Genomic DNA, 21,399 nt, shown 5'->3' on the forward strand with positions numbered 1-21,399 from the left:
AGCGGGCATCGTGAAAAGTCTATGTCAAAGAAAGGGTTATGTTCTCATAATTGACGATTAAATCGCACCTTCCTTAAATACGATGCAACCAATAAAATACGCCGCAGGGGTGAGCTGGAATACCGAATTATACATAATGGCAGTAATTAACACGCAATATCTCAGCCCGGCAGGACCTTTCACAGTCCTGCCCGTAGCCACACTTAAAGCTCCACCACTTCATAGCTATGCGTGATCTCAACCCCTTTACCCAGCATAATCGCCACCGAGCAATATTTCTCAGCCGACAGATCCACCGCACGCGCCACCGCCTTATCGCCCAGTCCTTTACCCTTAACGATAAAGTGCAGATTAATATGGGTAAAAATCCGTGGCGCCTCTTCACGGCGTTCAGAGGTCAGTTTGACTTCACAATCGGTCACATCGTTGCGGCCCTTTTGCAGAATGGATACCACATCGATCGCACTGCAGCCGCCTGCCGCCATCAATACCATTTCCATCGGGCTTGGTGCTTTATCGCCGGAGTTGCCATCCATCAGCACCTGGTGACCGGATGCGGATTCTCCTAAAAATGTTAAACCTTCCACCCACTTCACTCGTGCCTGCATAACAATATCCTCGAATTCATTCAGTTAACGTCAGAGTACGCTTTAGGCAGAAAAAGGCAATCAGGAGCGACGCAAGTCATGCTGAAGCGAGACAACAGGAGACACTTATCGAAAGCTGTGCTACAAACAAAGCTGTAATATTTTCGTCGGCATCGATAAGCACGACGAAAGCGGGACAATATTATGAGCTATGCTCTGAACAGAAGCCCGGACAACTTTCCTGATCAGGAAAACGCTTGAATATTTCAACGCCTGCAGGGAAGGAATCCTCCCTGTATTTAGGGCACGATTACAACAGAGGATAAAAGCGAATGGTTCTCGGCAAACCGCAAACAGACCCGACTCTTGAATGGTTCCTGTCACATTGCCATATTCACAAATATCCATCCAAAAGCACGCTGATCCATCAGGGCGAAAAAGCTGAAACGCTCTACTACATCGTTAAAGGTGCGGTCGCCGTGTTGATCAAGGATGAAGAAGGCAAAGAGATGATCCTCTCCTACCTTAACCAGGGCGATTTTATTGGCGAACTTGGTCTTTTCGAAGAAGGCCAGGAGCGCAGTGCCTGGGTAAGAGCCAAAACAGCCTGTGAAGTCGCTGAAATTTCTTATAAAAAATTCCGCCAGCTGATTCAGGTCAACCCGGATATTTTGATGCGTCTCTCTTCACAGATGGCGCGCCGTCTGCAGGTCACGTCCGAGAAAGTGGGCAATTTAGCTTTCCTCGATGTGACAGGTCGCATCGCGCAAACCCTGCTGAACCTGGCGAAACAGCCAGATGCGATGACGCATCCGGACGGCATGCAGATCAAAATTACCCGTCAGGAGATCGGCCAGATCGTTGGCTGCTCACGTGAGACCGTTGGCCGTATTCTGAAAATGCTGGAAGATCAAAACCTGATTTCCGCACACGGTAAAACGATTGTCGTCTACGGTACACGTTAATCCATACTAAACTAACGGCGTGAAGCACTGGCTATCGCGCCGTTTTTTTATCCCCTGATATGCAGATGTGGCGGAGAATCATCTATCACCCCGAAGTAAACTACGCACTGCGCCAGACGCTGGTGTTGTGTTTGCCTGTCGCCATTGGTCTGCTGCTCGGTGGTTTACAGCAAGGTTTGCTGTTCTCGTTAGTGCCCGCCTGTTGCAATATTGCCGGTCTCGATACTCCGCATAAACGCTTCTTTAAGCGCCTGATTATTGGCGGCAGCCTGTTTGCCATCAGCAGTCTGCTGATCCAGTGGCTGTCGTTCCAGCAGATACCGTTGCCGGTGATTTTATTCGCCATGGCGCTGCTGCTCGGTGTCACGGGCGAAATGAGCCCGTTGCACGCCCGCCTGTTGCCGGCATCACTGATTGCGGCAATCTTTACCCTCAGTCTGGTCGGCAATATGCCGGTCTGGCAGCCGCCGCTGCTCTATATTCTCGGCACCATCTGGTATGGCGTGTTCAACTGGTTCTGGTTCTGGCTGTGGAAAGAGCAGCCGCTGCGTGAATCACTCAGCTTGCTGTATCGCGAACTGGCGGATTACTGCGATGCCAAGTACAGCCTGCTGACCCGGCTGACTGATCCGGAAAAAGCGCTGCCGCCGTTGCTGGCGCGCCAGCAGAAAGCCATCGACCTGATCACCACCAGCTACCAGCAGATGCATATGCTGGCAGCGAACCGCGATAACAGCCATAAACGGCTGATGCGCGCCTTTCAGGTGGCGCTGGATCTGCAGGAGCATATCGCCGTCAGTCTGCATCAGCCGGAAGAAGTGCAGAAACTGGTGGAAAAAAGCCACGCTGAAGCGGTGATCCGCTGGAACGCGCAGGTGATTGCCGCACGCCTGCGTCAGCTGGCCGATGACATTCTCTATCACCGCCTGCCGACGCGTTTCAGTATGGACAAACAGCTGCGCGCGCTGGAGAAAATCGCGCGCCAGCATCACGATAATCCGGTCGGCCATTTTTGCTGGTATCACTTCAGCCGTATTGCGCGTGTGTTACGCACTCAGCGGCCACTCTATCGCCGCGATTTGATGGAGGACCGTCAGCGGCGGCTGCCGGTACTGCGCGCCCTGCTCAGCTATCTCTCGTTCAAATCCCCCGCGCTGCGTACCGCCGGTCGCTTCGCGGTGATGCTGATGTTTGGCAGCTCACTGGCGCTATTCTTCAATATTCCCAAGCCGTACTGGATACTGATGACGATTATGTTTGTCAGTCAGAATGGCTATAACGCCACGCGGGTACGTATCCAGCACCGTGCGCTGGGTACGCTGGCGGGGCTGATCATTGCCGCCGCGACGCTGCGTTTCCAGGTGGCAGAACCCTGGGTGCTGCTGGCGATGCTGATCATTACCCTGGTGAGCTATCTGTTTATCCGCAAGGCCTATGGCTGGGCCACCATCGGTTTTACTGTGACGGCAGTGTACTCATTGCAGTTGCTGTCGCTGGATGGCGCGCGGGCATTTCTGCTGCCGCGCCTGCTGGATACAGTGATGGGCTGCCTGATCGCCTTCGGCGGGATGGTGTGGCTGTGGCCGCAGTGGCAAAGCGGTTTGATGCGGCAGAATGCCCATGATGCGCTGGAGGCATACCAGGAAGCCCTGCAGATGCTGCTGGGTAGCGAGCAAAGTGCCGATAAGCTGGCTTATCAACGTATGCGCGTCAACCAGGCGCACAACACGCTGTTTAACTCACTCAACCAGTCAATGCAGGAACCGGCCTTTAATGACCGTTATCTGGCGGATATGAAACTGTGGGTGACACACAGCCAGTTTATCGTCGAGCATCTTAATGCCATGACCATCCTGGCGCGCGAACATACCATGCTGACGCCTGAACTGGCGCAGCGTTATCTGCAATCGTGTGAAATCGCCCTGCAACGCTGCCAGCAGCGGCTGGAGTATGATGGTCCGGGTTCGGACACCAATATTCTGGAAGCACGCGACGAGCCGCAAACCGGCCCGACAACGATTCTGGAACGTCATCTGCAGCGCATTCTCGGTCATCTCAGCGTGATGCATACTATCTCATCACTGGCATGGCGTCAGCGGCCGCAGCATGGACGCTGGATTATCCGCAAACTGCGCAAATCGTGAGGTGAACGTCCCTCACTGATGAGGGACGTTGCGCGGCGGGTTATTTCGCCAGCACCTGTTTAACAGCGGTGGCAAAGCGCGCCATACCTTCGGCGATATCGGTCGGCTCGATGATCAGCGACGGGGTAAAACGGATCACATCATTACCGGCATTCAGGATCATCAGTCCCTGCTCTGCCGCGGCGTGCAAAATATCGCGCGCTTTACCCGCATGTTGCGGCTTCAGCTCGGCGCCAACCAGCAGCCCTTTACCCCGGATTTCGCTAAACACATCCAGCTCAGCGTCCAGCGCTTTCAGCGCGCTGACGAACTGCTGACGACGGGTTTCCACGCCATTCAGCACCTCAGGGGTGTTGATAATGTCCAGAGAGGTTTCCGCGATCGCGCAGGCTAACGGGTTACCACCATAGGTGGTGCCATGCACGCCCGGCGCCATGGTAGCGGCAATCTCCTGAGTGGTCAGCATCGCACTGACCGGGAAACCGCCACCCAGCGCTTTAGCCGTGGTAAGGATGTCCGGCTGCACGCTATAGTGTTCGTAAGCAAACAGCTTGCCGCTGCGTCCCATACCGCTCTGTACTTCATCAAACACCAGCAATGCCTGATGTTCATCACACAGGGCACGCAGACCTTCGATAAATTCCTGCGTCGCCGCGGTGACACCACCTTCCCCCTGAATCGGCTCGACGACGATGGCGCAGGTGTGATCGTCAATCACCGCTTTCACCGCCGCCAGGTCGTTAAACGGCACATGCACGATATCGGCCGGTTTAGGACCGAAACCATCGGAGTATTTTGGCTGCCCGCCTACCGACACAGTGAACAGGGTGCGGCCATGGAAAGCGTTATGGAAAGCAATGATTTTGCTTTTGTACGGGCTGTGGGTTTTGCTGGCGTAGTAGCGCGCCAGTTTAAATGCCGCTTCATTCGCTTCAGCACCGGAGTTAGCAAAGAACACGCGACCGGCAAACGTGGCCTTGATCAGTTTGCTGGCCAGACGCAGTGTCGGCTCGTTAGTAAAGACGTTGCTGATATGCCACAGGGTTTCACCCTGCGTTTTCAGCGTTTCCACCAGCGCCGGATGGCAGTGGCCCAGTGCCGTCACCGCAATGCCGCCAGCAAAATCGATATACTCTTTACCCTGCTGATCCCACACGCGGCTGCCCTTGCCTTTTACCGGCACAAACTGCGCCGGGGCAAACACCGGCAGAATCACTTCATCGAATGTGGCGCGTGTTACCTGCGTATTGTCCGTTGCCATTCACTACCTCTTCTTTATCTTTGTCGCGATGGATATGTGAAATTTTACTCACAAAATATGCATAAAAAATCACTCAAAGGCAAACGCAAATTTACCCTTTCAGGAAATTAGCCAGTAACTGATGCCCCTGCTCGCTGAGAATACTCTCCGGGTGAAACTGCACCCCTTCCAGCGGCAGCGTGCGATGGCGGAAGCCCATAATCTCGTCCGGCTGCCCGTCACGCAGGCTCCAGGCGGTCACGTCAAAGCATTCCGGCAGGGAATCACGCTCGACGATCAGTGAATGGTAACGCGTGACGGTCAGCGGATGATTTAAGCCGGCAAACACGCCACCGTCATTGTGTTCAATCGCCGACGTTTTGCCATGCATGACCTGACGTGCGCGCACCACCCGGCCACCAAAAGCCTGTGCAATCGCCTGATGACCGAGGCAGACCCCCAGAATCGGTAATGTTCCGGCAAAATGGCGAATGGCTTCCAGCGAAATACCGGATTCATCCGGCGTACAGGGACCCGGCGAGATCACCAGATGATCGGGCCGCAACGCCGCGATCTCATCCAGCGTGATCTCATCATTGCGGCGCACGCAGACATCACTGCCCAGTTCGCAGAAATATTGGTAGAGATTCCAGGTAAAGGAATCGTAGTTATCGATAAGCAGCAGCATGCGGAATCCGGGCACAACTCGAAACAGGCCGCCATTCTAGCACCTTACTCCGGCGTGCTTACCACTTTGCGGAAGATATCCGTCAGTCCCTGCAGATCGCCGCCGACGCCCGCGCGATTGGCCTGCAGCCACTCCTCACGCTCAACGTGTCGCCAGTCAATCAGATAACCCGCATGCAGCGCCAGCTGTTCGAAGAACAGTCTCTGCGCCCGGCCATTGCCTTCCCGGAACGGGTGCAACATATTAATTTCACAGTAGTAGTGCGCCAGACGGGCAATAAACGGCTCGACATCCAGCCCGGTAAGGTTGTTTTCCGCATTCAGCGCCGCCATCAGCGTATTACCCTGCTTTTCAAGGTATTCGAAATGGCAGAACGGGGTGTTATCGATCCAGATATCGATCTTGCGCAGCTGCCCGGCCCAGTCATAGACATCCTGGAATAAAGTACGATGCAGAGCACAGAGGAAGGGCAGACCAAAATTCGGCGTACTGAGTTCGATGGTGGCTGCGCGCAGGGCACTGAACTCCAGCTCAGCCTGCTGCAGCCGCTGCGCTTCGCGGATTTGCAGTCGGTTCTTCAGCACGCTGATGTCCTGCCAGTAATAGGGGTCGCGTGCAGACATGGCGTTAGCGCTCATAGTGCCTCCTCAACGCCTGCAGGCGTTGCGCCACTTCCGCCGGAGACAGCGTGACCAGCTCGCTGTCATAGCCTTCCAGACGCGTGCTGGCCTGAAAATTGGCATTCTGCTGCTGCGCCCAGAGCGCGGCTTTCTGCTTATCGGTCAGCTTCTTGTTCATTGAACCTCCGTGGCCGGTTGGGTCTGCTGTAAGTATATGCAGCAAACGCCAGCTCTGCCGGAGGTGAAAAGCAGGCCGCCGCTGAGCGGCGGCGGAAAGATTACGGCAGGACTTTAGCGGAGAGGATCACAATCGGTTTGCTTGGCACATTCTGATAAGGCCCAATATTCTCGGTTTTCACCTGAGAAATTTTGTCGGCAACATCCATGCCTTTCACCACTTTACCAAATACCGCATAACCGAAATCACGCTGCCCGTGGTCGAGGAAGGCATTGTCCGCAGCGTTGATAAAGAACTGGCTGGTCGCGCTGTCTTTCTCGGCAGTACGCGCCATCGCAATGGTGCCGCGGGTGTTGCGCAGACCGTTATCCGCTTCATTTTTAATCGGCGCGTTCACCGCTTTCTGCTGCATATCTTGCGTAAAACCACCGCCCTGCACCATAAAGCCTGGGATCACACGATGGAAAGTGGTGTTGTTATAAAAACCGTTATTCACGTAATCAACAAAGTTCTTCACCGAAATCGGGGCTTTTTGATTATCAAGTTCGAGTTCGATATTGCCAGCCGAAGTGGTTAACAGGACGTGCGTATCACCTTTCGCAGCGAAGGCGGAGGTGGCAATAGTGGACAGCGCAAAAACGGTCGCAACCGCTGTCAGAGTACTTTTCAACATGAACGATTCCTTACTGGGGGCCACAGGCACAAAAACCGACATTGATTCTAAAGAGCCTGTTATGTAAGAGCCAGTGTTTTACCTATATTTACTTAGCCCACAACGTCAATAAGATGCGGTGTCGCACGCTCAATTGGTGATCGACGTCACACTAAATGTGAAAACTACGAAAACGTTTGCAATAAAGATTTAAACCCGTCACAGATAACTTTACAATTCTGCTGCTTCCCCTGAGCTTAATCGCCACAGGTTCCATTGACTCCACAGGTCTCCAACATGACAAATCGTAACCGCATTGCGCTTACCTGGATTAGCTTTTTCTCCTATGCACTGACCGGTGCCCTGGTGATTGTGACCGGGATGGTGCTGGGCAATATCGCTGACTATTTCCAGATGCCGGTATCGCAAATGAGCAATACCTTTACCTTCCTGAACGCTGGCATCCTCGCCGCCGTGTTCCTCAACGCCTGGCTGATGGAAATTATTCCTCTGAAACGCCAGCTGATCTTCGGCTTTGTGCTGATGATCCTTGCGGTGGCAGGCCTGATGACCAGCCACAGCCTGAGCGTGTTCTCACTGTGTATGTTTGTGCTGGGTGTGGTGAGTGGTATCACCATGTCGATCGGTACTTTCCTGATCACGCATCTGTATGAAGGACGTCAGCGCGGCGCACGCCTGCTGTTTACCGACTCCTTCTTCAGCATGGCGGGCACCGTGTTCCCGATTATTGCCGGCGTGCTGCTGGCGCGCCAGCTGCCGTGGTACTGGGTCTACGCCTGCATCGGTCTGATTTATGTCGCCATCTTTATTCTGTCGCTGAAAACTGACTTCCCGGTACTGGGTAAAAAAGCGCATGACGACCAACCGGTCAACAAAGAGAAATGGGGCGTCGGCGTACTGTTCCTGTCAGTTGCCGCACTGTGCTACATCCTCGGTCAGCTGGGCTTTATCTCCTGGGTGCCAGAGTACGCCACCAAAACCATGGGCATGGATATCGTCGCTGCCGGTCAGCTGGTCGGTAACTTCTGGACTGCCTATATGGTGGGTATGTGGGTGTTCAGCTTTGTGCTGCGCTTCTTCGACCTGCAACGTATCCTGACGCTGCTGGCCGCGCTGGCAACCCTGCTGATGTACTGGTTTGTCAGCAGCAGCGATGCGGCAATGCTGAAGTGGATTATTATCGCGCTTGGCTTCGGCTCCAGCGCCATCTACACCACCATCATTACGCTGGGCTCGCAGCAGACCAAAGTCTCTTCACCAAAGCTGGTGAACTTTATTCTGACCTGCGGCACCGTTGGCACCATGCTGACCTTCGTGGTTACCGGCCCGATTGTGGCGACAGGTGGCGCACATGCTGCGCTGGCAACGGCGAATGGCCTGTATGCGGTGGTGTTTGTGATGTGTCTGCTGCTGGGCTTTGTCACTAAGCATCGCCAGCATGGGCATGCGGCAGCGCACTAATTGCCCTCCGCCCCGCGCCTCTTTCACTGGAGCAGGCGGGATGAGACAATAAAAAAAGCCCGGTCATAACCGGGCTTTTTTCATCACAATCACTTACGGCTTCGCGACAAATCCTACCGCTTCATACACTTTGCTCAGCGTCGGCTGTGCCAGCGCACGCGCTTTTTCCGCGCCCTCACGCATCACCTGCTCAAGGAAAGCTTCATCGTTACGGTAAGTATGGAAACGCTCCTGCAGCTCAGTCAGCATGCCAGATACCGCATCCGCGACCGCACCTTTCAGGTGACCATACATTTTGCCGTCGAACTCCTGCTCCAGCTCAGCAATGGTCTTGCCGGTGACGCCAGAGAGAATATCCAGCAGGTTTGATACCCCGGCCTTCTCTTTCACGTCATAGCGCACTACTGGCGGCTCTTCGGAGTCAGTGACAGCACGTTTAATCTTTTTCACCACCGACTTCGGATCTTCCAGCAGGCCGATAACGTTATTACGGTTATCGTCAGACTTGGACATCTTCTTGGTCGGCTCCAGCAGTGACATCACGCGTGCGCCAGACTTCGGAATAAACGGCTCAGGGATCTTAAACACGTCGCCATACAGGGCGTTAAAGCGCGCAGCAATATCGCGGCTCAGTTCCAGATGCTGCTTCTGATCTTCACCCACAGGCACCTGATTGGTCTGATACAGCAGAATATCTGCCGCCATCAGTACCGGATAATCAAACAGACCGGCGTTGATGTTCTCTTCATAGCGCGCGGATTTGTCCTTAAACTGCGTCATACGGCTCAGTTCGCCGAAGTAGGCATAGCAGTTCAGCACCCAGCTCAGCTGCGTGTGCTCCGGCACATGCGACTGGACGAAGATGGTGCTTTTTTTCGGGTCAATGCCGCAGGCCAGATAGAGCGCCAGCGTATCCAGTGTGGCTTTGCGCAGCGCGACCGGGTCCTGACGCACAGTGATAGCGTGCAGATCGACGATACAGTAAATGCAGTGGAAATCGTCCTGCATCTGTACCCACTGACGCAGCGCACCCATGTAGTTACCAATGGTCAGTTCACCTGAAGGCTGTGCGCCGCTAAATACGATGGGTTTGCTCATACATTCCTGTCCTGATAATTACAGCCCTAATGCGGGCAGAAGATCGTTGAAATCGTCCAGAGCGAGGCCCGGATTACTGGTGGTGATCGATTCACCATAGTTATAACCGAAGGTCATCCCCACACAGGGGCAACCCGCCGCCTGTGCCGCCAGAATATCATTGCGCGAATCACCAACAAACAATAACTCCTGTGGCAGCAGACCAAACTTGCCCAGCACCAGAAACAGCGGCGCAGGGTGCGGCTTTTTCGCCACCACGTCATCACCGCCGATAATCAGCGAAAAGTGCTGCTCGATGCCCAGCGCGCGCAGCAGCGGCGCGACAAATGGCGTCGGCTTGTTGGTCACCACCGCCAGCGGCAGTTTGTGTGCGGCCAGCGCAGCCAGCGTTTCGGCGACATGGGGGAACAGCTGGCTGCCGCTCTCTACCGTCTCGGCATAATATTTATCAAACAATACGCGCGCATCACGAATCTGGTCTGCCTGCGGTGCCTGCTGCAACGCCCACGTCAGTGCGCGCTCCACCATAATATCGGCACCATTGCCAATCCAGGTGGCAACACGATCCACACCCGGTGCCGGCAACTGCATCGCCTGTAACGCCTGATCAACTGCGCTGGCGAGGCCTGGCGCGCTGTCCACCAGCGTACCGTCGAGGTCAAATGCCAGAGCGCGAATATCAGTGAAATGAGCCATTGGCTTTCTCCAGTTCTGCACGCATATCGTCGATCACTTTCTTATAGTCAGGGTGACCAAAAATCGCGGAACCGGCGACAAACATGTCAGCCCCGGCCGCTGCGATTTCGCGAATATTGTCGATCTTGACGCCGCCATCCACTTCCAGGCGAATATCGTAGCCGCTGTTATCAATCAGCTGGCGTACCTGGCGCAGTTTATCCAGGGTGCCGGGAATAAACGACTGGCCGCCAAAGCCCGGGTTAACGGACATCAGCAGAATGATATCCAGCTTGTCCATCACGTATTCGAGAACGTTCAGCGGAGTCGCAGGGTTGAGAACCAGCCCCGCTTTGCAGCCGTGCTCTTTAATCAGCTGCAGGGTACGGTCGACATGTTCGGAGGCTTCAGGATGGAAGGTGATATAAGTCGCGCCAGCTTTGGCGAAATCCGGGATCAGACGATCAACCGGCTTCACCATCAGATGCACATCGATAGGCGCGGTAATACCGTAGTCGCGCAGCGCTTTCAGCACCATCGGGCCCATCGTCAGATTGGGGACGTAATGATTATCCATCACATCGAAATGCACCACATCGCCGCCTGCTGCCAGCGCTTTGGCGGTGTCTTCGCCCAGACGGGCAAAATCCGCCGCCAGAATCGATGGAGCCAGCAAAAATTGTTTCATCCGTTTCTCCCAGTTTATGCGTCTGTCACAGGCGCAGAGACAATTGTCAGATTGCGGACAAAACGCGCTGTTAACGATACAGCGCCAGTAGTTCGTCCACTTTACTGCGACCATTAATACTGCGGCTGATCGAGCGCCGCGCTTTTACCACATGCAGAACGGCGTCCTGATACCACTGGCGTGTCAGCGCAGTATCATGGTTAGAAATCAGTACCGGAATACGGCTTTCCTGCGCCAGTCTGGCCGCCAGTTCCGCCAGATGCTGCTGTTCACGCAGGCTAAAGCTGTTGGTGTGATACGCGGTAAAGTTCGCCGTCGCCGACAGCGGCGCATAGGGCGGGTCACAATACACCACCGACCCCGCACGCGCTGCGTTCAGGGTAACATCGTAAGATTCGCAGACAAAGGTCGCTTTTTGTGCTCGCTCAGCAAACCAGTACAGCTCCTCTTCAGGAAAATACGGCTTGCGGTAGCGGCCAAACGGCACATTGAATTCACCGCTCAGGTTATAACGGCACAAGCCGTTGTAGCAGTGACGATTAAGATAGATAAACAACAATCCACGCTGGTACGGGTCACGGCTGGCGTTAAACTCGTTGCGCCGCGCGTAGTAAAACTCCGACTCATTCGCCTGCGGGGTAAACAGCTGGCGGGCATCAGCGATAAACTCGTCGGTGCGGGTTTTGACGATGTTGTACAGGTTAATCAGGTCACTGTTGATATCCGCCAGTACGTAGCGCGGGTAATCGGTATTGAGAAATACCGAACCTGCCCCCACAAAGGGTTCCACCAGACAGTCACCTTCCGGCAGATGACGTCGAATATCATCCAGCAGCGGGTATTTGCCACCCGCCCATTTCAAAAAAGCGCGATTTTTTTTCATGCCGTCGTTGGTTACTTTCATTCTTCTGGCTGTGGATGGACCGACAGCATTTCTGCGCGCAAATGTCATGCCGGGGCCGCGCCATCACGGCCCCTGCTGATTAATTAACGGACTCTTTTTTCACCTGGCTGACTGGCTTCACCCAGGGGTTCTGGGCGCGCACTTCAGCAGGCAGGGAAGCCACCGCCCGTTTGGCATCGGCTGGAGTAGCGTAAGAACCGCTCACCAGCACATACCAGGGCTGGCCATTACGCGTGGTTTTATACACGTGATAGCCGTTCAGATTCTGTTTTTTCGCCCAGGCGTTCAGCGTATCGGAACGCGAGGCACTGCTTAACTGCAGCGTGTAGTTGCCACTCGGCGTGGACGCGCTGGCATGACTGGCAGTCGCTGCCGGTTTGCTCGCTTTCTCCACTGGCTTACTGGCCGCAGGTTTAGCCGGTGCCACTTTATGCGGCTGCGTGCTAGCCGGATGCTGCGCCGTCTGGTGTGGCTGCAGCGGTTTCACCGCCTGCGGTTGTGCACCGCTCACGGTTGCCGGCGCGGTTGGCAGCGTGCTGCTGGCGCCCTGCGCGGCGGCGTTAACCTGATCCTGCTGCGATGCCAGCGCATTATTCAGATCGCCAGGCAGCTCAACACGCTGCTGGTTCTCTGGAGCGGGGATCGTCTGCGCCTGCGTTGGCGTCGAAGAAATCGGTGAACCGCTTAATGCCTGCTGGGCATCGCTGCTCTGTGCGGGCGCATTGGCCGCCGTTGACGGTGCTGGCTGCGTTTCGCTGCCCTGACCGCTCATGGAAGTGGAACCAGAAAGATCGATACTCTTTTCCGCACCCGTGCTGCCAGCCATGCCACTGGCCGCCTGCTGCCCCTGCGGCTTCTCGCTCGGGCCATTCAGCGCCGAACCAATGCCAATCACCAGCAGTAACAGCACCAAAATACCAATACCCATCATCATATGCTGACGGGAAACGGCAATCTTCGGTGCCGAAGACGTTTTGCGTGGCCGCGTCGGACGCCGGTCACTGGTATCAGGTTTTAACTCGTCTTCCGGTTTAAACTCGTCCATTTCAACCTCCTCCCGTTCACGGTATGCGCCACCACATCCGTTCGCGGTATTTACAACCTGTTCAGTTCGGCAACTGCCGACTTTATCTCAAGATTGCTGGCAATCCTGAATCGCTGCCAGCACGATATCATGTGCCACGCCTGCACGCACTTCGGCTTTGCCAATTGCACACGGCAGCACCAGACGCAATTCGCCCGCCAGCACTTTCTTATCGCGCATCATATGCGGCAGGTAGTCATTGGGTTGCATTGCTTGCGGTCCATTAACCGGCAAGCCTGCACGCGTCAGCAGGGCAATAATACGGTCGGTATCCGCCGTGCTGAACTGCCCCAGGCGTTCCGCCGTGCGCGCGGCCATCACCATGCCCGCCGCCACCGCTTCGCCATGCAGCCAGTTGCCATAGCCCATATGCGCTTCAATCGCATGACCATAAGTATGGCCGAGGTTCAGCAGGGCACGCAGACCGGTTTCGCGCTCATCAGCGGCCACCACGTCGGCTTTCAGCTCACAGCAGCGACGAATGCAATACGCCATTGCCGCGCCATCCAGCGCCAGCAGGGCATCCAGATTCTGCTCCAGCCAGTTAAAGAACTCGCCATCGAGAATGATGCCGTATTTGATCACTTCCGCCAGCCCTGATGCCAGTTCGCGCGCAGGCAGACTCTGCAGACAGTCGAGATCGACCACTACCGATGCAGGCTGGTAGAAGGCGCCAATCATATTTTTGCCAAGGGGATGGTTAACGGCGGTTTTGCCACCGACGGAGGAATCAACCTGTGACAACAGGGTGGTCGGCACCTGGATAAAACGCACGCCACGCTGATAACTGGCGGCGGCAAAGCCGGTCAAATCGCCAATCACACCGCCGCCAAGGGCGACAAGAGTGGTATCACGGCCGTGCGGTTTTTGCAGCAATGCGGTAAAGACCTGGTCCATAACCGCCAGGGTTTTGTACTGCTCGCCATCCGGCAGAATCACCTGGTCGACTTTCACACCAGCGTTTTCCAGCAGATGACGCAGCTTATCAAGATAGAGAGGAGCCAGCGTCTGGTTCGTGACCAGCATCACCTGATCGCCCGCTTTCAGCGGCCAAAAAGAAGCCGGATCGTTAAACAGTCCGGCAGCGATGGTAATGGGGTAACTTCTTTCCCCCAGAGTGACGGTGATCCTCTCCATGACGCTGTATAACCCTATTTGTGTTGCCCGTTATCAGGGCAGGTATTGACGTTAATCAGTTCTTTTCCAGCATGCTGATGATCTGGTTCGCCACCACTTTGGCGCTCTGATCGTCGGTACGAATCGTCACATCGGCAATTTCTTCGTACAGTGGATTGCGTTCTTTCGCTAGGGCTTCCAGCACTTCACGTGGCGGTTCATCCACCTGCAGCAATGGACGCTTTTTGTCACGCTGCGTGCGTGCCAGCTGCTTTTCGATCGTGGTTTCCAGATACACCACTACGCCGCGGGCGGAGAGACGATTACGGGTTTCACGTGATTTAACCGAGCCGCCGCCAGTTGCCAGCACAATGCCCTGTTTTTCGGTGAGTTCATTGATGACTTTTTCTTCGCGATCGCGAAAACCTTCTTCACCTTCAACGTCGAACACCCAGCCCACATCCGCTCCGGTACGTCGCTCAATTTCTTGATCAGAGTCGAAAAACTCCATATTGAGTTGCTGAGCTAACTGACGACCAATAGTGCTTTTGCCGGCACCCATAGGCCCAACCAGAAAGATATTGCGTTTCTCTGCCATTTTTTCGGTATTACTAAGACAATTCGTTGATGATACCCCGCGTGCAACGATAATTACGCTGGCGGGACATGAACTGAAACCTCATGAGCGATAGTGCAAGAGTCAGACGGAAAATTATCTCAACACTCAAGGTAGTTTGGCAACCGAATAAATTGCCTGCTCATGGCGCGCTTGTCTCGGCGCGTTTCAGTCCGCTTTATTTATCTGACCGATGTCACCAGCAGCGCAGGGCTGCTGCAGCGCGATATAAAACGGGTTATGCATTGGCACATTTCAGCCTTTCTCACCTGGACGCCAGGTCCAGAGATGCAAAATCGCTAAACCTTGTAAGCTAAATCCGCCTTTGCGTCAAACGCATATGTTAGCAATCAACGAAAAAACCTGCATCTGGGGTGCATTTATCAGCAAAATAGATCAGTCATCACGAACCAGGCGTGGCGTAATAAAAATCACCAGCTCACGGCGCTTCTGCTAGCGGACATCATGGCGAAACAGCGCGCCCAGCAGCGAGATATCACCCAGTAAGGGGACTTTGTCGCGCCCGCTGGCGCGCTCCTGCTGAAAAATACCCCCCAGCGCCAGCGTCTGGCCATCTTTCAGAATGACCTGGGTTTCGATTTCCTGTTTGTCGATGGTTAATACTTCTATCTCCCCGCCATGCAGGTTGCGCCCGGGGACGTTCTGACTGATACGCAGTTTCAGCATAATCCGTCCGTTGGGCTGGATGCTGGGCGTCACCTCCATGCCTAATACGGCTTCCTTAAACTCCATGGTGCTCGAGCCGTTACTGCCACTCGACACTTCATACGGCAGCTCCGTTCCCTGCTTGATGCTGGCAGGCTGCTGATGTGAGGTAAACAGCCGCGGGCTGGCGATAATCTCAATCTGGTTTTCACGTTCCAGCGCGCTCAGTTCCAGGTCGAGCAAACGGCCATCCAGCCTGGCAAGATGGAATCCGGCGGTAAACGTCGGTTTGCTGACACCCAGATCGATGCCCCGAGGACTGGCACGCAGCGCGCGCGTAATCTGCTCTTCGCTGCTCACGCCCCAGCTGACACCCAGCTCGCGCAGATTATCCTCGCTGATGGTGACGATATGCGCCGCCAGTTCGATCTGTTCCAGCGGTACATCCAGCGCACGCACCCACTGTTCTGTCTGTTGCAGCGCAGCCGCGGTATCCCGCAGCAATAAGGCGTTGGTGCGGGTATCCACCGTTACGCTGCCACGCGGCGTCATCAGCTTTGCCTGCTGCGCCAGCAGGCTGTTGCTGACACTGGTGGCATCCGCATGCAGCAGCGCCAGCACACGCGTCTCCAGCGGCAATGTCAGTTGCTGCTCTTCGGCGCGCTGCGCTTCCCGTTGTTGCTTCTCCTGCTGCCAGCTGGCGGGATACACCAGCATCACATTGCCTTCGGTCTCAACCGTCAGCTGCGCCATACGGGTGATTAAACCCAGCGCCTGCTTCCAGGAAACCGCTTTCAGCCGCAGAGAAAGCTTACCGCTCACTCCTGGCGCCACCATCAGATTTAGCTGCTGGTAATCCGCCAGTGCCTGCAATACCTGCTCGACAGGCGCATCATCAAACGCCAGGGAAATGGCGGTATCACTGCTGCGCCCTGAAGGACTCAGCAACAGCAGCATCACGATCATCATCTTTTCATATAAACGTCCTTGTAAGTGCCAGCTAAATTGCTGCCGGGCGCAGAGTTGTCCGGTGTGTAAATGCAGCGCAAGGGCACTGATTTCACTGATCTGCCATGGATAAAGAGGCAACAGGCTTTCTGGCGTCACCCGCACGCCCTTTCCCTGCGGCGAGCGCAGCCAGCCATGGTAGTCGCCCACCCGACCAATAATGCCCTGCAGACGCCACTGACTGAGTTCAGGCGTCTGTTGCTGGCAGCGAGCCAGAGTCAGCGGAGAAAACGGATCACGTGCACTGACAGAAGCACCCAGCAGCACGATGGCAACAGCCGCCAGTCTACTTTTCATCCATAAGCCCCAGGCTGAGCGCCATACGCAGCTGTTCACCGCTGCGCTGCAACGACAACGAATTAATCATTACCGGCGGTCGCCGCGATGCCAGCCAGACGATGGTGTGTTGAAACTGTGGCCAGCTGAGCAGCAGTGTCAGTTCACCGCCCTGCGCGGCTGGCTGCCACTTATCCAGCGCCGCACCACTCTGCATCAGCGTCACCAGACTGAAGTGCTGGTGCTCCTGCGCCTGTAATGCCTGAAGTAACTGCTGATTCTGCTGGCGTTGTATCGCCAGCTCTGGCTGGCTGCGCAGCTGCGCCATCCTCGCGTCATAGCGTTGCTGCAATTGCAGAGACTGCTGCGCCAGCGCGGCACTGGCGGAACGCAACGGTTGCAGCCATCCACAGGCCAGCACCAGTATCACCACCAGCGGCAAGACAGTCATCGTTAACCACTGCCACTGGCGTGGCAGATATTGCCAGCGTAGTAACCACTCACTCATCACTGTTTCCCTCCTGCAGCGCAGCGCGAATGCTGAATTGCAAACCGCCATCAGGCAGGCGTTCAATGTTGCCAGTGCTCACCTGCTGCAACAGGGGCTGAGTGAGTAGCTGCTGGCGCAGCCTGTCCACATCGTTCAGTTGCTGGCTGATACCGCTGATCTGCACACCAGAGGGTGCCTGCACGAAACTGGTCAGCCACAAATACTCTGGCAACAGTTGCGGCAGCGAGTGCACAAACTGCTGCCAGCGCTGGTTCAGTTGTTGCTGCCGCTGCTGCCGTTGCTGACGCTCCAGCAGTCCCTGATGCTGGAGCTGCGCTTCAGCCAGTTGCTGTGCCAGGCTGTCCGCCACGGTCAGCGCCCGCTGGCGCTGCTCAATCTGCTGCCGCCAGTGGCGATTGTCTGCTGCAAGCTGCAGATACAACACCACCAGCAGCGCACCACCCGTCAGCATCATCGCCAGCAGTACAATACCGTCGTTGCGCAACCGTGCCGCCCGTTGCCGTTCACGCCAGGGCAGTAAATTTACCCATATCATGCTCAGTCCTCCGGGCGCAGAGCCAGACCGGTCGCCTGGGCAAAACTGCCGCTCCAGGCGGGCAACGGCGGCTGCAGTTGCTGCAATGCAGCCAGTGGCAATAGTTCCCGCGCGCCGTCCGGCAGCGACTCCTGCTCCGCAGCGCTGTAATAAATCAGCGCCACATCGGGCAGGTAGCGCTGGCGCAAAGCCGCGTAGTCCGTCGCATCGTCATGGCTGCACCAGCCGCAGGGTTGTGCCAGCTGCGGCGCAAACCACAGCCAGTGGTCGTTCAGGCGGTGCACCAGCGCAGTTCCCTCCTCCAGCGCCAGCACCTGCGCCAGTGCGCACATTGCTGCGGTGTTCAGCTCAAACACCTGCGGCAACAATCCTGCGGCAGTGAAACAGGTTAGCCACTGCTCCAGCATCTCGCGCCGTGCAGCGGTGACGCACAGCTGGCCAGGCTGAGCCGGCATGGCACGGTAGTCCAGCGCCAGTGCGTCCAGTTCTACGGGGAAAAAACGCCGTGCAGCGGCACGCACATACAGGCCCAGCGCGGGTTCTGCCAGCGGTTGCGGAGGTAAGGCAATCTGGCATTGCAGCGCCAGTTGTGGCGGCAACCCAACCCGCAGAGAGATATGCCGCGACAGGTGCTTGCGCCAGCATTGCAGGACGCGGGTCAGTTCAGCGGCGCGTTGCAGTGCGCCATGGCGTAACGTGTCGGGCGGCAAATCATGCCGCCACCAGTGTCGCAACTGCCAGCCGCTGCGGCGGCGCTGGATGCCCAGTGCGCACAGCTGCCCGTTCTGGATATCCAGACCAATTTGCCAGGGGGAAAAAACCATTTGCACATGATCTCCTTATCGTCATCGTTGCTGTCCGATTTTCGCAACGCAGAATGTCGCCAACCGCCTGATGTGTAAGCAGTCATTCCTGCCACTTAGCACTTCAGGTGCGATGGATGTATCAAAGCTACTGGCTTGCCTTTATACTACCGCGCGATTGTTTATAAACTGCCCAAACGACATTAAATGGGAAATCTCAGGTGAAGTTCGTAAAGTATTTATTGATCCTTGCAGTGTGTTGCATTTTGCTGGGAGCTGGCTCGGTTTATGGTTTGTACAAATACATTGAGCCACAGCTGCCCGACGTCAACACACTGAAAGACGTCCGACTGCAGACGCCAATGCAGGTCTACAGCGCCGATGGCGAGCTGATCGCCCAGTACGGTGAGAAACGCCGTATTCCGCTGACACTGCAGCAGATGCCGCCGGTGATGGTGAAGGCGTTTATCGCCACCGAAGACAGCCGTTTCTATGAACACCACGGCGTCGACCCTATTGGTATTTTCCGTGCCGCCAGTGTCGCGCTGATGTCCGGCCATGCCTCACAGGGCGCGAGTACCATTACCCAACAGCTGGCGCGTAACTTCTTCCTGAGCCCTGAACGCACTCTGATGCGTAAGATTAAGGAAGCGTTCCTGGCGGTGCGCATTGAGCAGCTGCTGTCGAAAGATGAGATCCTCGAGCTGTACCTGAACAAGATCTACCTCGGTTATCGCGCTTATGGCGTGGGTGCAGCCGCGCAAGTCTATTTCGGTAAAAATCTTGACCAGCTGACGCTGAGCGAAATGGCGACCATCGCGGGTCTGCCAAAAGCGCCGTCGACCTTTAACCCGATTTACTCCCACGATCGCGCGGTTGCCCGCCGTAATGTGGTGCTGGCGCGTATGCTCGACCAGAGCTACATCACCCAGGCGCAATATAACGAAGCACGCTATGAGCCACTGGTTGCCAGCTATCACGGCCCGGAAATCGCCTTCTCTGCCCCTTACCTGACGGAAATGGTGCGCCAGGAGATGATCAAGCGCTATGGCGACAATGCTTATGAAGATGGCTACCGCGTCACCACCACGGTAACCCGTAAGCTGCAGCTCGCAGCGCAGGATTCCGTGCGCAATAACGTGATGGCTTACGATATGCGCCATGGCTACCGCGGCCCGGAAAAAGTGTTGTGGCGAGTGGGTGAAGCCGCGTGGGGACACAGCAAGATCCTTGAAACACTGAAAGGTCAGCCAACCTATGGCCCGCTGTTGCCAGCGGTTGTGACCTCCACCAGCCGTGATGAAGCGATTGCCGTGATGCGTGATGGCAGCCAGGTTTCGCTGCCACTGGCCGGTATGCGCTGGGCGCGTCCGTACAAATCAGACACGTTGCAGGGCGCGACGCCTGGCAGCGTGACGCAGGTAGTGCAGCCTGGCCAGCAGGTCTGGGTGCGCAAAGTGAAGGATGCCTGGTGGCTGGCTCAGGTGCCGGACGTCAACTCCGCCTTGGTGTCGCTCGATCCACAGGACGGTGCGGTACGTGCGCTGGTCGGTGGCTTCGACTTCAACCAGAGCAAATTTAACCGCGCTACCCAGGCGCTGCGCCAGGTCGGTTCGAATATCAAACCGTTCCTGTACATCGCAGCAATGGACCGTGGTTTAACCCTCGCCTCGATTCTGAATGATGTGCCGATCTCACGCTGGGATGCGGGTGCCGGTTCCGACTGGCGGCCGAAAAACTCACCGGCGCGCTATGATGGTCCGATCCGTCTGCGTCAGGGTCTGGGGGAATCGAAAAACGTGGTGATGGTACGTGCGATGCGTGCGATGGGTGTCGACTACGCCGCAGAGTACCTGCAGCGCTTTGGCTTCCCGTCACAGAATATCGTGCATACCGAATCGCTGGCGCTCGGCTCCGCGTCCTTTACCCCGATGCAGCTGGTACGCGGCTATGCAGTGATGGCAAACGGCGGCTTCCTGATCGATCCGTATTTCATTAAGAAAATCGAGAACGAACAGGGCGAGGCACTGTTTACCGCGCAGCCGAAAATTGCCTGTGTCGAGTGCAACCTGCCAGTAGTGTACGGTGAAACCAAAAAAGCGCTGGCAATGAATGAAGACAGCGTGGAAAACGTTGCGATTTCTCAGGAAGGCAACAATGTCGCCGTGCCACAGCCAGAGCTGGAGCAGGTGCCTGCGGGTCAGCAACCGGCTTCCGGCCAGCAGTATGCCGCACATGTGATCAATACGCCGCTGTCATTCCTGATCAAAAGCGCGCTGAACTCCAATATCTTCGGCGAACCAGGCTGGATGGGAACGGGCTGGCGCGCAGGACGCGATTTGAAACGCAATGATATCGGCGGAAAAACCGGCACCACCAACAGTTCAAAAGATGCCTGGTTCTCTGGCTACGGCCCGGGCGTGGTGACCTCAGTATGGATTGGTTTTGATGACCATCGCCGCGATTTGGGTCGCACCACGGCGTCTGGCGTCATTGCCGATCAGATCTCCGGCTACGAAGGTGGGGCGAAGAGCGCTCAGCCAGCGTGGGATGAATATATGCAAAGCGCGCTGGCGGGTGTTCCTGAGCAACCGCTGACGCCGCCGCCAGGCGTGGTGACGGTTAATATCGACCGCAGCACCGGCAAACTGGCGAATGGCGCGGGCAACAGCCGTCCGGAATTCTTTATCGACGGCACACAGCCGACCGAGTATTCCGTGCACGATGTCGGCACCACAATGACGGAAGGGAATGGCGAGAGCCAGGAACTGTTCTGATGAAAGGCTTCCTCCCCCGAGCGGGGGAGGGAATCGCTTCAGTGATGCAAGGAAGAGACGTACACTGGACTGATACCGCTATTCCA

Annotated in this window: 21 protein-coding genes and 1 pseudogene; 4 read left to right on the top strand and 18 right to left on the bottom strand. The window is 56.0% G+C overall.

What is annotated here, in order from left to right; genetic code table 11:
* Positions 1-203 precede the first annotated feature (203 nt).
* Entirely contained in the window at positions 204-608 is a 405-nt protein-coding gene (locus ACSZO1_RS11505) for an OsmC family protein (RefSeq protein ID WP_437612629.1), read from the bottom strand.
* 311 nt (positions 609-919) lie between these two features.
* On the opposite strand from ACSZO1_RS11505, the gene crp reads away from it, so the two are divergent.
* Both crp and ACSZO1_RS11515 read left to right on the top strand, forming a co-directional pair.
* The gene (crp, locus tag ACSZO1_RS11510) at positions 920-1,552 is read left to right on the top strand and encodes a cAMP-activated global transcriptional regulator CRP (protein ID WP_017803012.1); all 633 of its coding nucleotides are present in this window, start codon (positions 920-922) and stop codon (positions 1,550-1,552) included.
* Positions 1,553-1,617: 65 nt separating this feature from the next.
* The gene (locus ACSZO1_RS11515) at positions 1,618-3,696 is read left to right on the top strand and encodes a YccS/YhfK family putative transporter (protein WP_437612632.1); all 2,079 of its coding nucleotides are present in this window, start codon (positions 1,618-1,620) and stop codon (positions 3,694-3,696) included.
* A gap of 40 nt (positions 3,697-3,736) precedes the next feature.
* On the opposite strand, the gene argD is transcribed toward ACSZO1_RS11515, so the two are convergent.
* The 5 genes from argD to ppiA all read right to left on the bottom strand — a co-directional run bounded on the left by argD (position 3,737) and on the right by ppiA (position 7,095).
* Positions 3,737-4,957 (bottom strand): bifunctional acetylornithine/succinyldiaminopimelate transaminase, encoded by a 1,221-nt coding sequence (gene argD, locus ACSZO1_RS11520; protein WP_437612634.1) that lies wholly within the window; start codon positions 4,955-4,957, stop codon positions 3,737-3,739.
* A 91-nt stretch (positions 4,958-5,048) separates the two neighbouring features.
* Positions 5,049-5,624 (bottom strand): aminodeoxychorismate synthase component II, encoded by a 576-nt coding sequence (locus ACSZO1_RS11525; protein ID WP_437612636.1) that lies wholly within the window; start codon positions 5,622-5,624, stop codon positions 5,049-5,051.
* Positions 5,625-5,668: 44 nt separating this feature from the next.
* Positions 5,669-6,262 (bottom strand): putative adenosine monophosphate-protein transferase Fic, encoded by a 594-nt coding sequence (locus ACSZO1_RS11530; protein WP_437612638.1) that lies wholly within the window; start codon positions 6,260-6,262, stop codon positions 5,669-5,671.
* Positions 6,252-6,422 (bottom strand): YhfG family protein, encoded by a 171-nt coding sequence (locus tag ACSZO1_RS11535; protein ID WP_437612640.1) that lies wholly within the window; start codon positions 6,420-6,422, stop codon positions 6,252-6,254. The genes ACSZO1_RS11530 and ACSZO1_RS11535 overlap by 11 nt, the downstream gene beginning before the upstream one ends.
* A gap of 100 nt (positions 6,423-6,522) precedes the next feature.
* Positions 6,523-7,095, bottom strand: coding sequence for a peptidylprolyl isomerase A (gene ppiA / locus ACSZO1_RS11540; protein WP_437612642.1), 573 nt, complete (start codon positions 7,093-7,095; stop codon positions 6,523-6,525).
* A 276-nt stretch (positions 7,096-7,371) separates the two neighbouring features.
* Here ppiA and tsgA point away from each other — a divergent pair, with 276 nt between their 5' ends.
* Complete coding sequence (gene tsgA / locus ACSZO1_RS11545) at positions 7,372-8,556, top strand: MFS transporter TsgA (RefSeq protein WP_437612644.1); 1,185 nt, start codon at positions 7,372-7,374, stop codon at positions 8,554-8,556.
* A gap of 93 nt (positions 8,557-8,649) precedes the next feature.
* On the opposite strand, the gene trpS is transcribed toward tsgA, so the two are convergent.
* From trpS to pilM, 12 genes and pseudogenes are all read right to left on the bottom strand, one after another.
* Positions 8,650-9,654, bottom strand: coding sequence for a tryptophan--tRNA ligase (gene trpS, locus ACSZO1_RS11550; protein ID WP_437612646.1), 1,005 nt, complete (start codon positions 9,652-9,654; stop codon positions 8,650-8,652).
* Positions 9,655-9,672: 18 nt separating this feature from the next.
* Entirely contained in the window at positions 9,673-10,350 is a 678-nt protein-coding gene (locus ACSZO1_RS11555) for a phosphoglycolate phosphatase (RefSeq protein WP_437612648.1), read from the bottom strand.
* Positions 10,334-11,017 (bottom strand): ribulose-phosphate 3-epimerase, encoded by a 684-nt coding sequence (rpe, locus tag ACSZO1_RS11560; RefSeq protein ID WP_437612650.1) that lies wholly within the window; start codon positions 11,015-11,017, stop codon positions 10,334-10,336. Before rpe ends, ACSZO1_RS11555 begins: the two co-directional genes overlap by 17 nt.
* A gap of 70 nt (positions 11,018-11,087) precedes the next feature.
* Complete coding sequence (gene dam, locus ACSZO1_RS11565) at positions 11,088-11,900, bottom strand: adenine-specific DNA-methyltransferase (RefSeq protein ID WP_437612679.1); 813 nt, start codon at positions 11,898-11,900, stop codon at positions 11,088-11,090.
* 100 nt (positions 11,901-12,000) lie between these two features.
* Positions 12,001-12,966, bottom strand: coding sequence for an SPOR domain-containing protein (locus tag ACSZO1_RS11570; protein ID WP_437612652.1), 966 nt, complete (start codon positions 12,964-12,966; stop codon positions 12,001-12,003).
* Positions 12,967-13,053: 87 nt separating this feature from the next.
* Positions 13,054-14,142 carry a 3-dehydroquinate synthase gene (gene aroB, locus ACSZO1_RS11575; RefSeq protein WP_437612654.1) on the bottom strand — a complete coding sequence of 363 codons (1,089 nt, stop codon included), beginning with the start codon at positions 14,140-14,142 and terminating at the stop codon, positions 13,054-13,056.
* A gap of 55 nt (positions 14,143-14,197) precedes the next feature.
* Positions 14,198-14,719 carry a shikimate kinase AroK gene (gene aroK / locus ACSZO1_RS11580; protein ID WP_437612656.1) on the bottom strand — a complete coding sequence of 174 codons (522 nt, stop codon included), beginning with the start codon at positions 14,717-14,719 and terminating at the stop codon, positions 14,198-14,200.
* 471 nt (positions 14,720-15,190) lie between these two features.
* A complete protein-coding gene (gene hofQ / locus ACSZO1_RS11585) occupies positions 15,191-16,372 on the bottom strand; it encodes a DNA uptake porin HofQ (protein WP_437612681.1) in 1,182 nt (393 codons plus the stop codon).
* Between the two features lie 9 nt (positions 16,373-16,381).
* Positions 16,382-16,708 (bottom strand): annotated as a pseudogene (locus ACSZO1_RS11590) (HofP DNA utilization family protein); the annotation flags it as partial.
* Positions 16,698-17,195 (bottom strand): hypothetical protein, encoded by a 498-nt coding sequence (locus tag ACSZO1_RS11595; protein WP_437612658.1) that lies wholly within the window; start codon positions 17,193-17,195, stop codon positions 16,698-16,700. The gene ACSZO1_RS11595 and the pseudogene ACSZO1_RS11590, both read right to left, overlap by 11 nt.
* Entirely contained in the window at positions 17,188-17,733 is a 546-nt protein-coding gene (locus ACSZO1_RS11600; protein ID WP_437612660.1) for a PilN domain-containing protein, read from the bottom strand. The genes ACSZO1_RS11595 and ACSZO1_RS11600 overlap by 8 nt, the downstream gene beginning before the upstream one ends.
* Before the next feature lie 2 nt (positions 17,734-17,735).
* A complete protein-coding gene (gene pilM, locus ACSZO1_RS11605) occupies positions 17,736-18,557 on the bottom strand; it encodes a pilus assembly protein PilM (RefSeq protein ID WP_437612683.1) in 822 nt (273 codons plus the stop codon).
* A gap of 200 nt (positions 18,558-18,757) precedes the next feature.
* Here pilM and mrcA point away from each other — a divergent pair, with 200 nt between their 5' ends.
* Complete coding sequence (gene mrcA, locus ACSZO1_RS11610) at positions 18,758-21,313, top strand: peptidoglycan glycosyltransferase/peptidoglycan DD-transpeptidase MrcA (RefSeq protein WP_437612662.1); 2,556 nt, start codon at positions 18,758-18,760, stop codon at positions 21,311-21,313.
* Positions 21,314-21,399: the final 86 nt, after the last annotated feature.

Source organism: Erwinia sp. V71, from assembly GCF_965644245.1.
GTDB lineage: Bacteria > Pseudomonadota > Gammaproteobacteria > Enterobacterales > Enterobacteriaceae > Erwinia.

Coding starts and splice junctions, on each gene's coding strand:
- ACSZO1_RS11530 (WP_437612638.1), bottom strand. CDS start 6,262: ATGAGCGCTAACGCCATGTCTGCACGCGACCCCTATTACTGGCAGGAC.
- ACSZO1_RS11570 (WP_437612652.1), bottom strand. CDS start 12,966: ATGGACGAGTTTAAACCGGAAGACGAGTTAAAACCTGATACCAGTGAC.
- ACSZO1_RS11505 (WP_437612629.1), bottom strand. CDS start 608: ATGCAGGCACGAGTGAAGTGGGTGGAAGGTTTAACATTTTTAGGAGAA.
- argD (WP_437612634.1), bottom strand. CDS start 4,957: ATGGCAACGGACAATACGCAGGTAACACGCGCCACATTCGATGAAGTG.
- ACSZO1_RS11515 (WP_437612632.1), top strand. CDS start 1,618: ATGTGGCGGAGAATCATCTATCACCCCGAAGTAAACTACGCACTGCGC.
- ACSZO1_RS11525 (WP_437612636.1), bottom strand. CDS start 5,624: ATGCTGCTGCTTATCGATAACTACGATTCCTTTACCTGGAATCTCTAC.
- ACSZO1_RS11535 (WP_437612640.1), bottom strand. CDS start 6,422: ATGAACAAGAAGCTGACCGATAAGCAGAAAGCCGCGCTCTGGGCGCAG.
- ACSZO1_RS11600 (WP_437612660.1), bottom strand. CDS start 17,733: ATGATATGGGTAAATTTACTGCCCTGGCGTGAACGGCAACGGGCGGCA.
- hofQ (WP_437612681.1), bottom strand. CDS start 16,372: ATGATGATCGTGATGCTGCTGTTGCTGAGTCCTTCAGGGCGCAGCAGT.
- pilM (WP_437612683.1), bottom strand. CDS start 18,557: ATGGTTTTTTCCCCCTGGCAAATTGGTCTGGATATCCAGAACGGGCAG.
- rpe (WP_437612650.1), bottom strand. CDS start 11,017: ATGAAACAATTTTTGCTGGCTCCATCGATTCTGGCGGCGGATTTTGCC.
- aroB (WP_437612654.1), bottom strand. CDS start 14,142: ATGGAGAGGATCACCGTCACTCTGGGGGAAAGAAGTTACCCCATTACC.
- ppiA (WP_437612642.1), bottom strand. CDS start 7,095: ATGTTGAAAAGTACTCTGACAGCGGTTGCGACCGTTTTTGCGCTGTCC.
- ACSZO1_RS11595 (WP_437612658.1), bottom strand. CDS start 17,195: ATGAGTGAGTGGTTACTACGCTGGCAATATCTGCCACGCCAGTGGCAG.
- aroK (WP_437612656.1), bottom strand. CDS start 14,719: ATGGCAGAGAAACGCAATATCTTTCTGGTTGGGCCTATGGGTGCCGGC.
- dam (WP_437612679.1), bottom strand. CDS start 11,900: ATGAAAAAAAATCGCGCTTTTTTGAAATGGGCGGGTGGCAAATACCCG.
- ACSZO1_RS11555 (WP_437612648.1), bottom strand. CDS start 10,350: ATGGCTCATTTCACTGATATTCGCGCTCTGGCATTTGACCTCGACGGT.
- trpS (WP_437612646.1), bottom strand. CDS start 9,654: ATGAGCAAACCCATCGTATTTAGCGGCGCACAGCCTTCAGGTGAACTG.
- crp (WP_017803012.1), top strand. CDS start 920: ATGGTTCTCGGCAAACCGCAAACAGACCCGACTCTTGAATGGTTCCTG.
- tsgA (WP_437612644.1), top strand. CDS start 7,372: ATGACAAATCGTAACCGCATTGCGCTTACCTGGATTAGCTTTTTCTCC.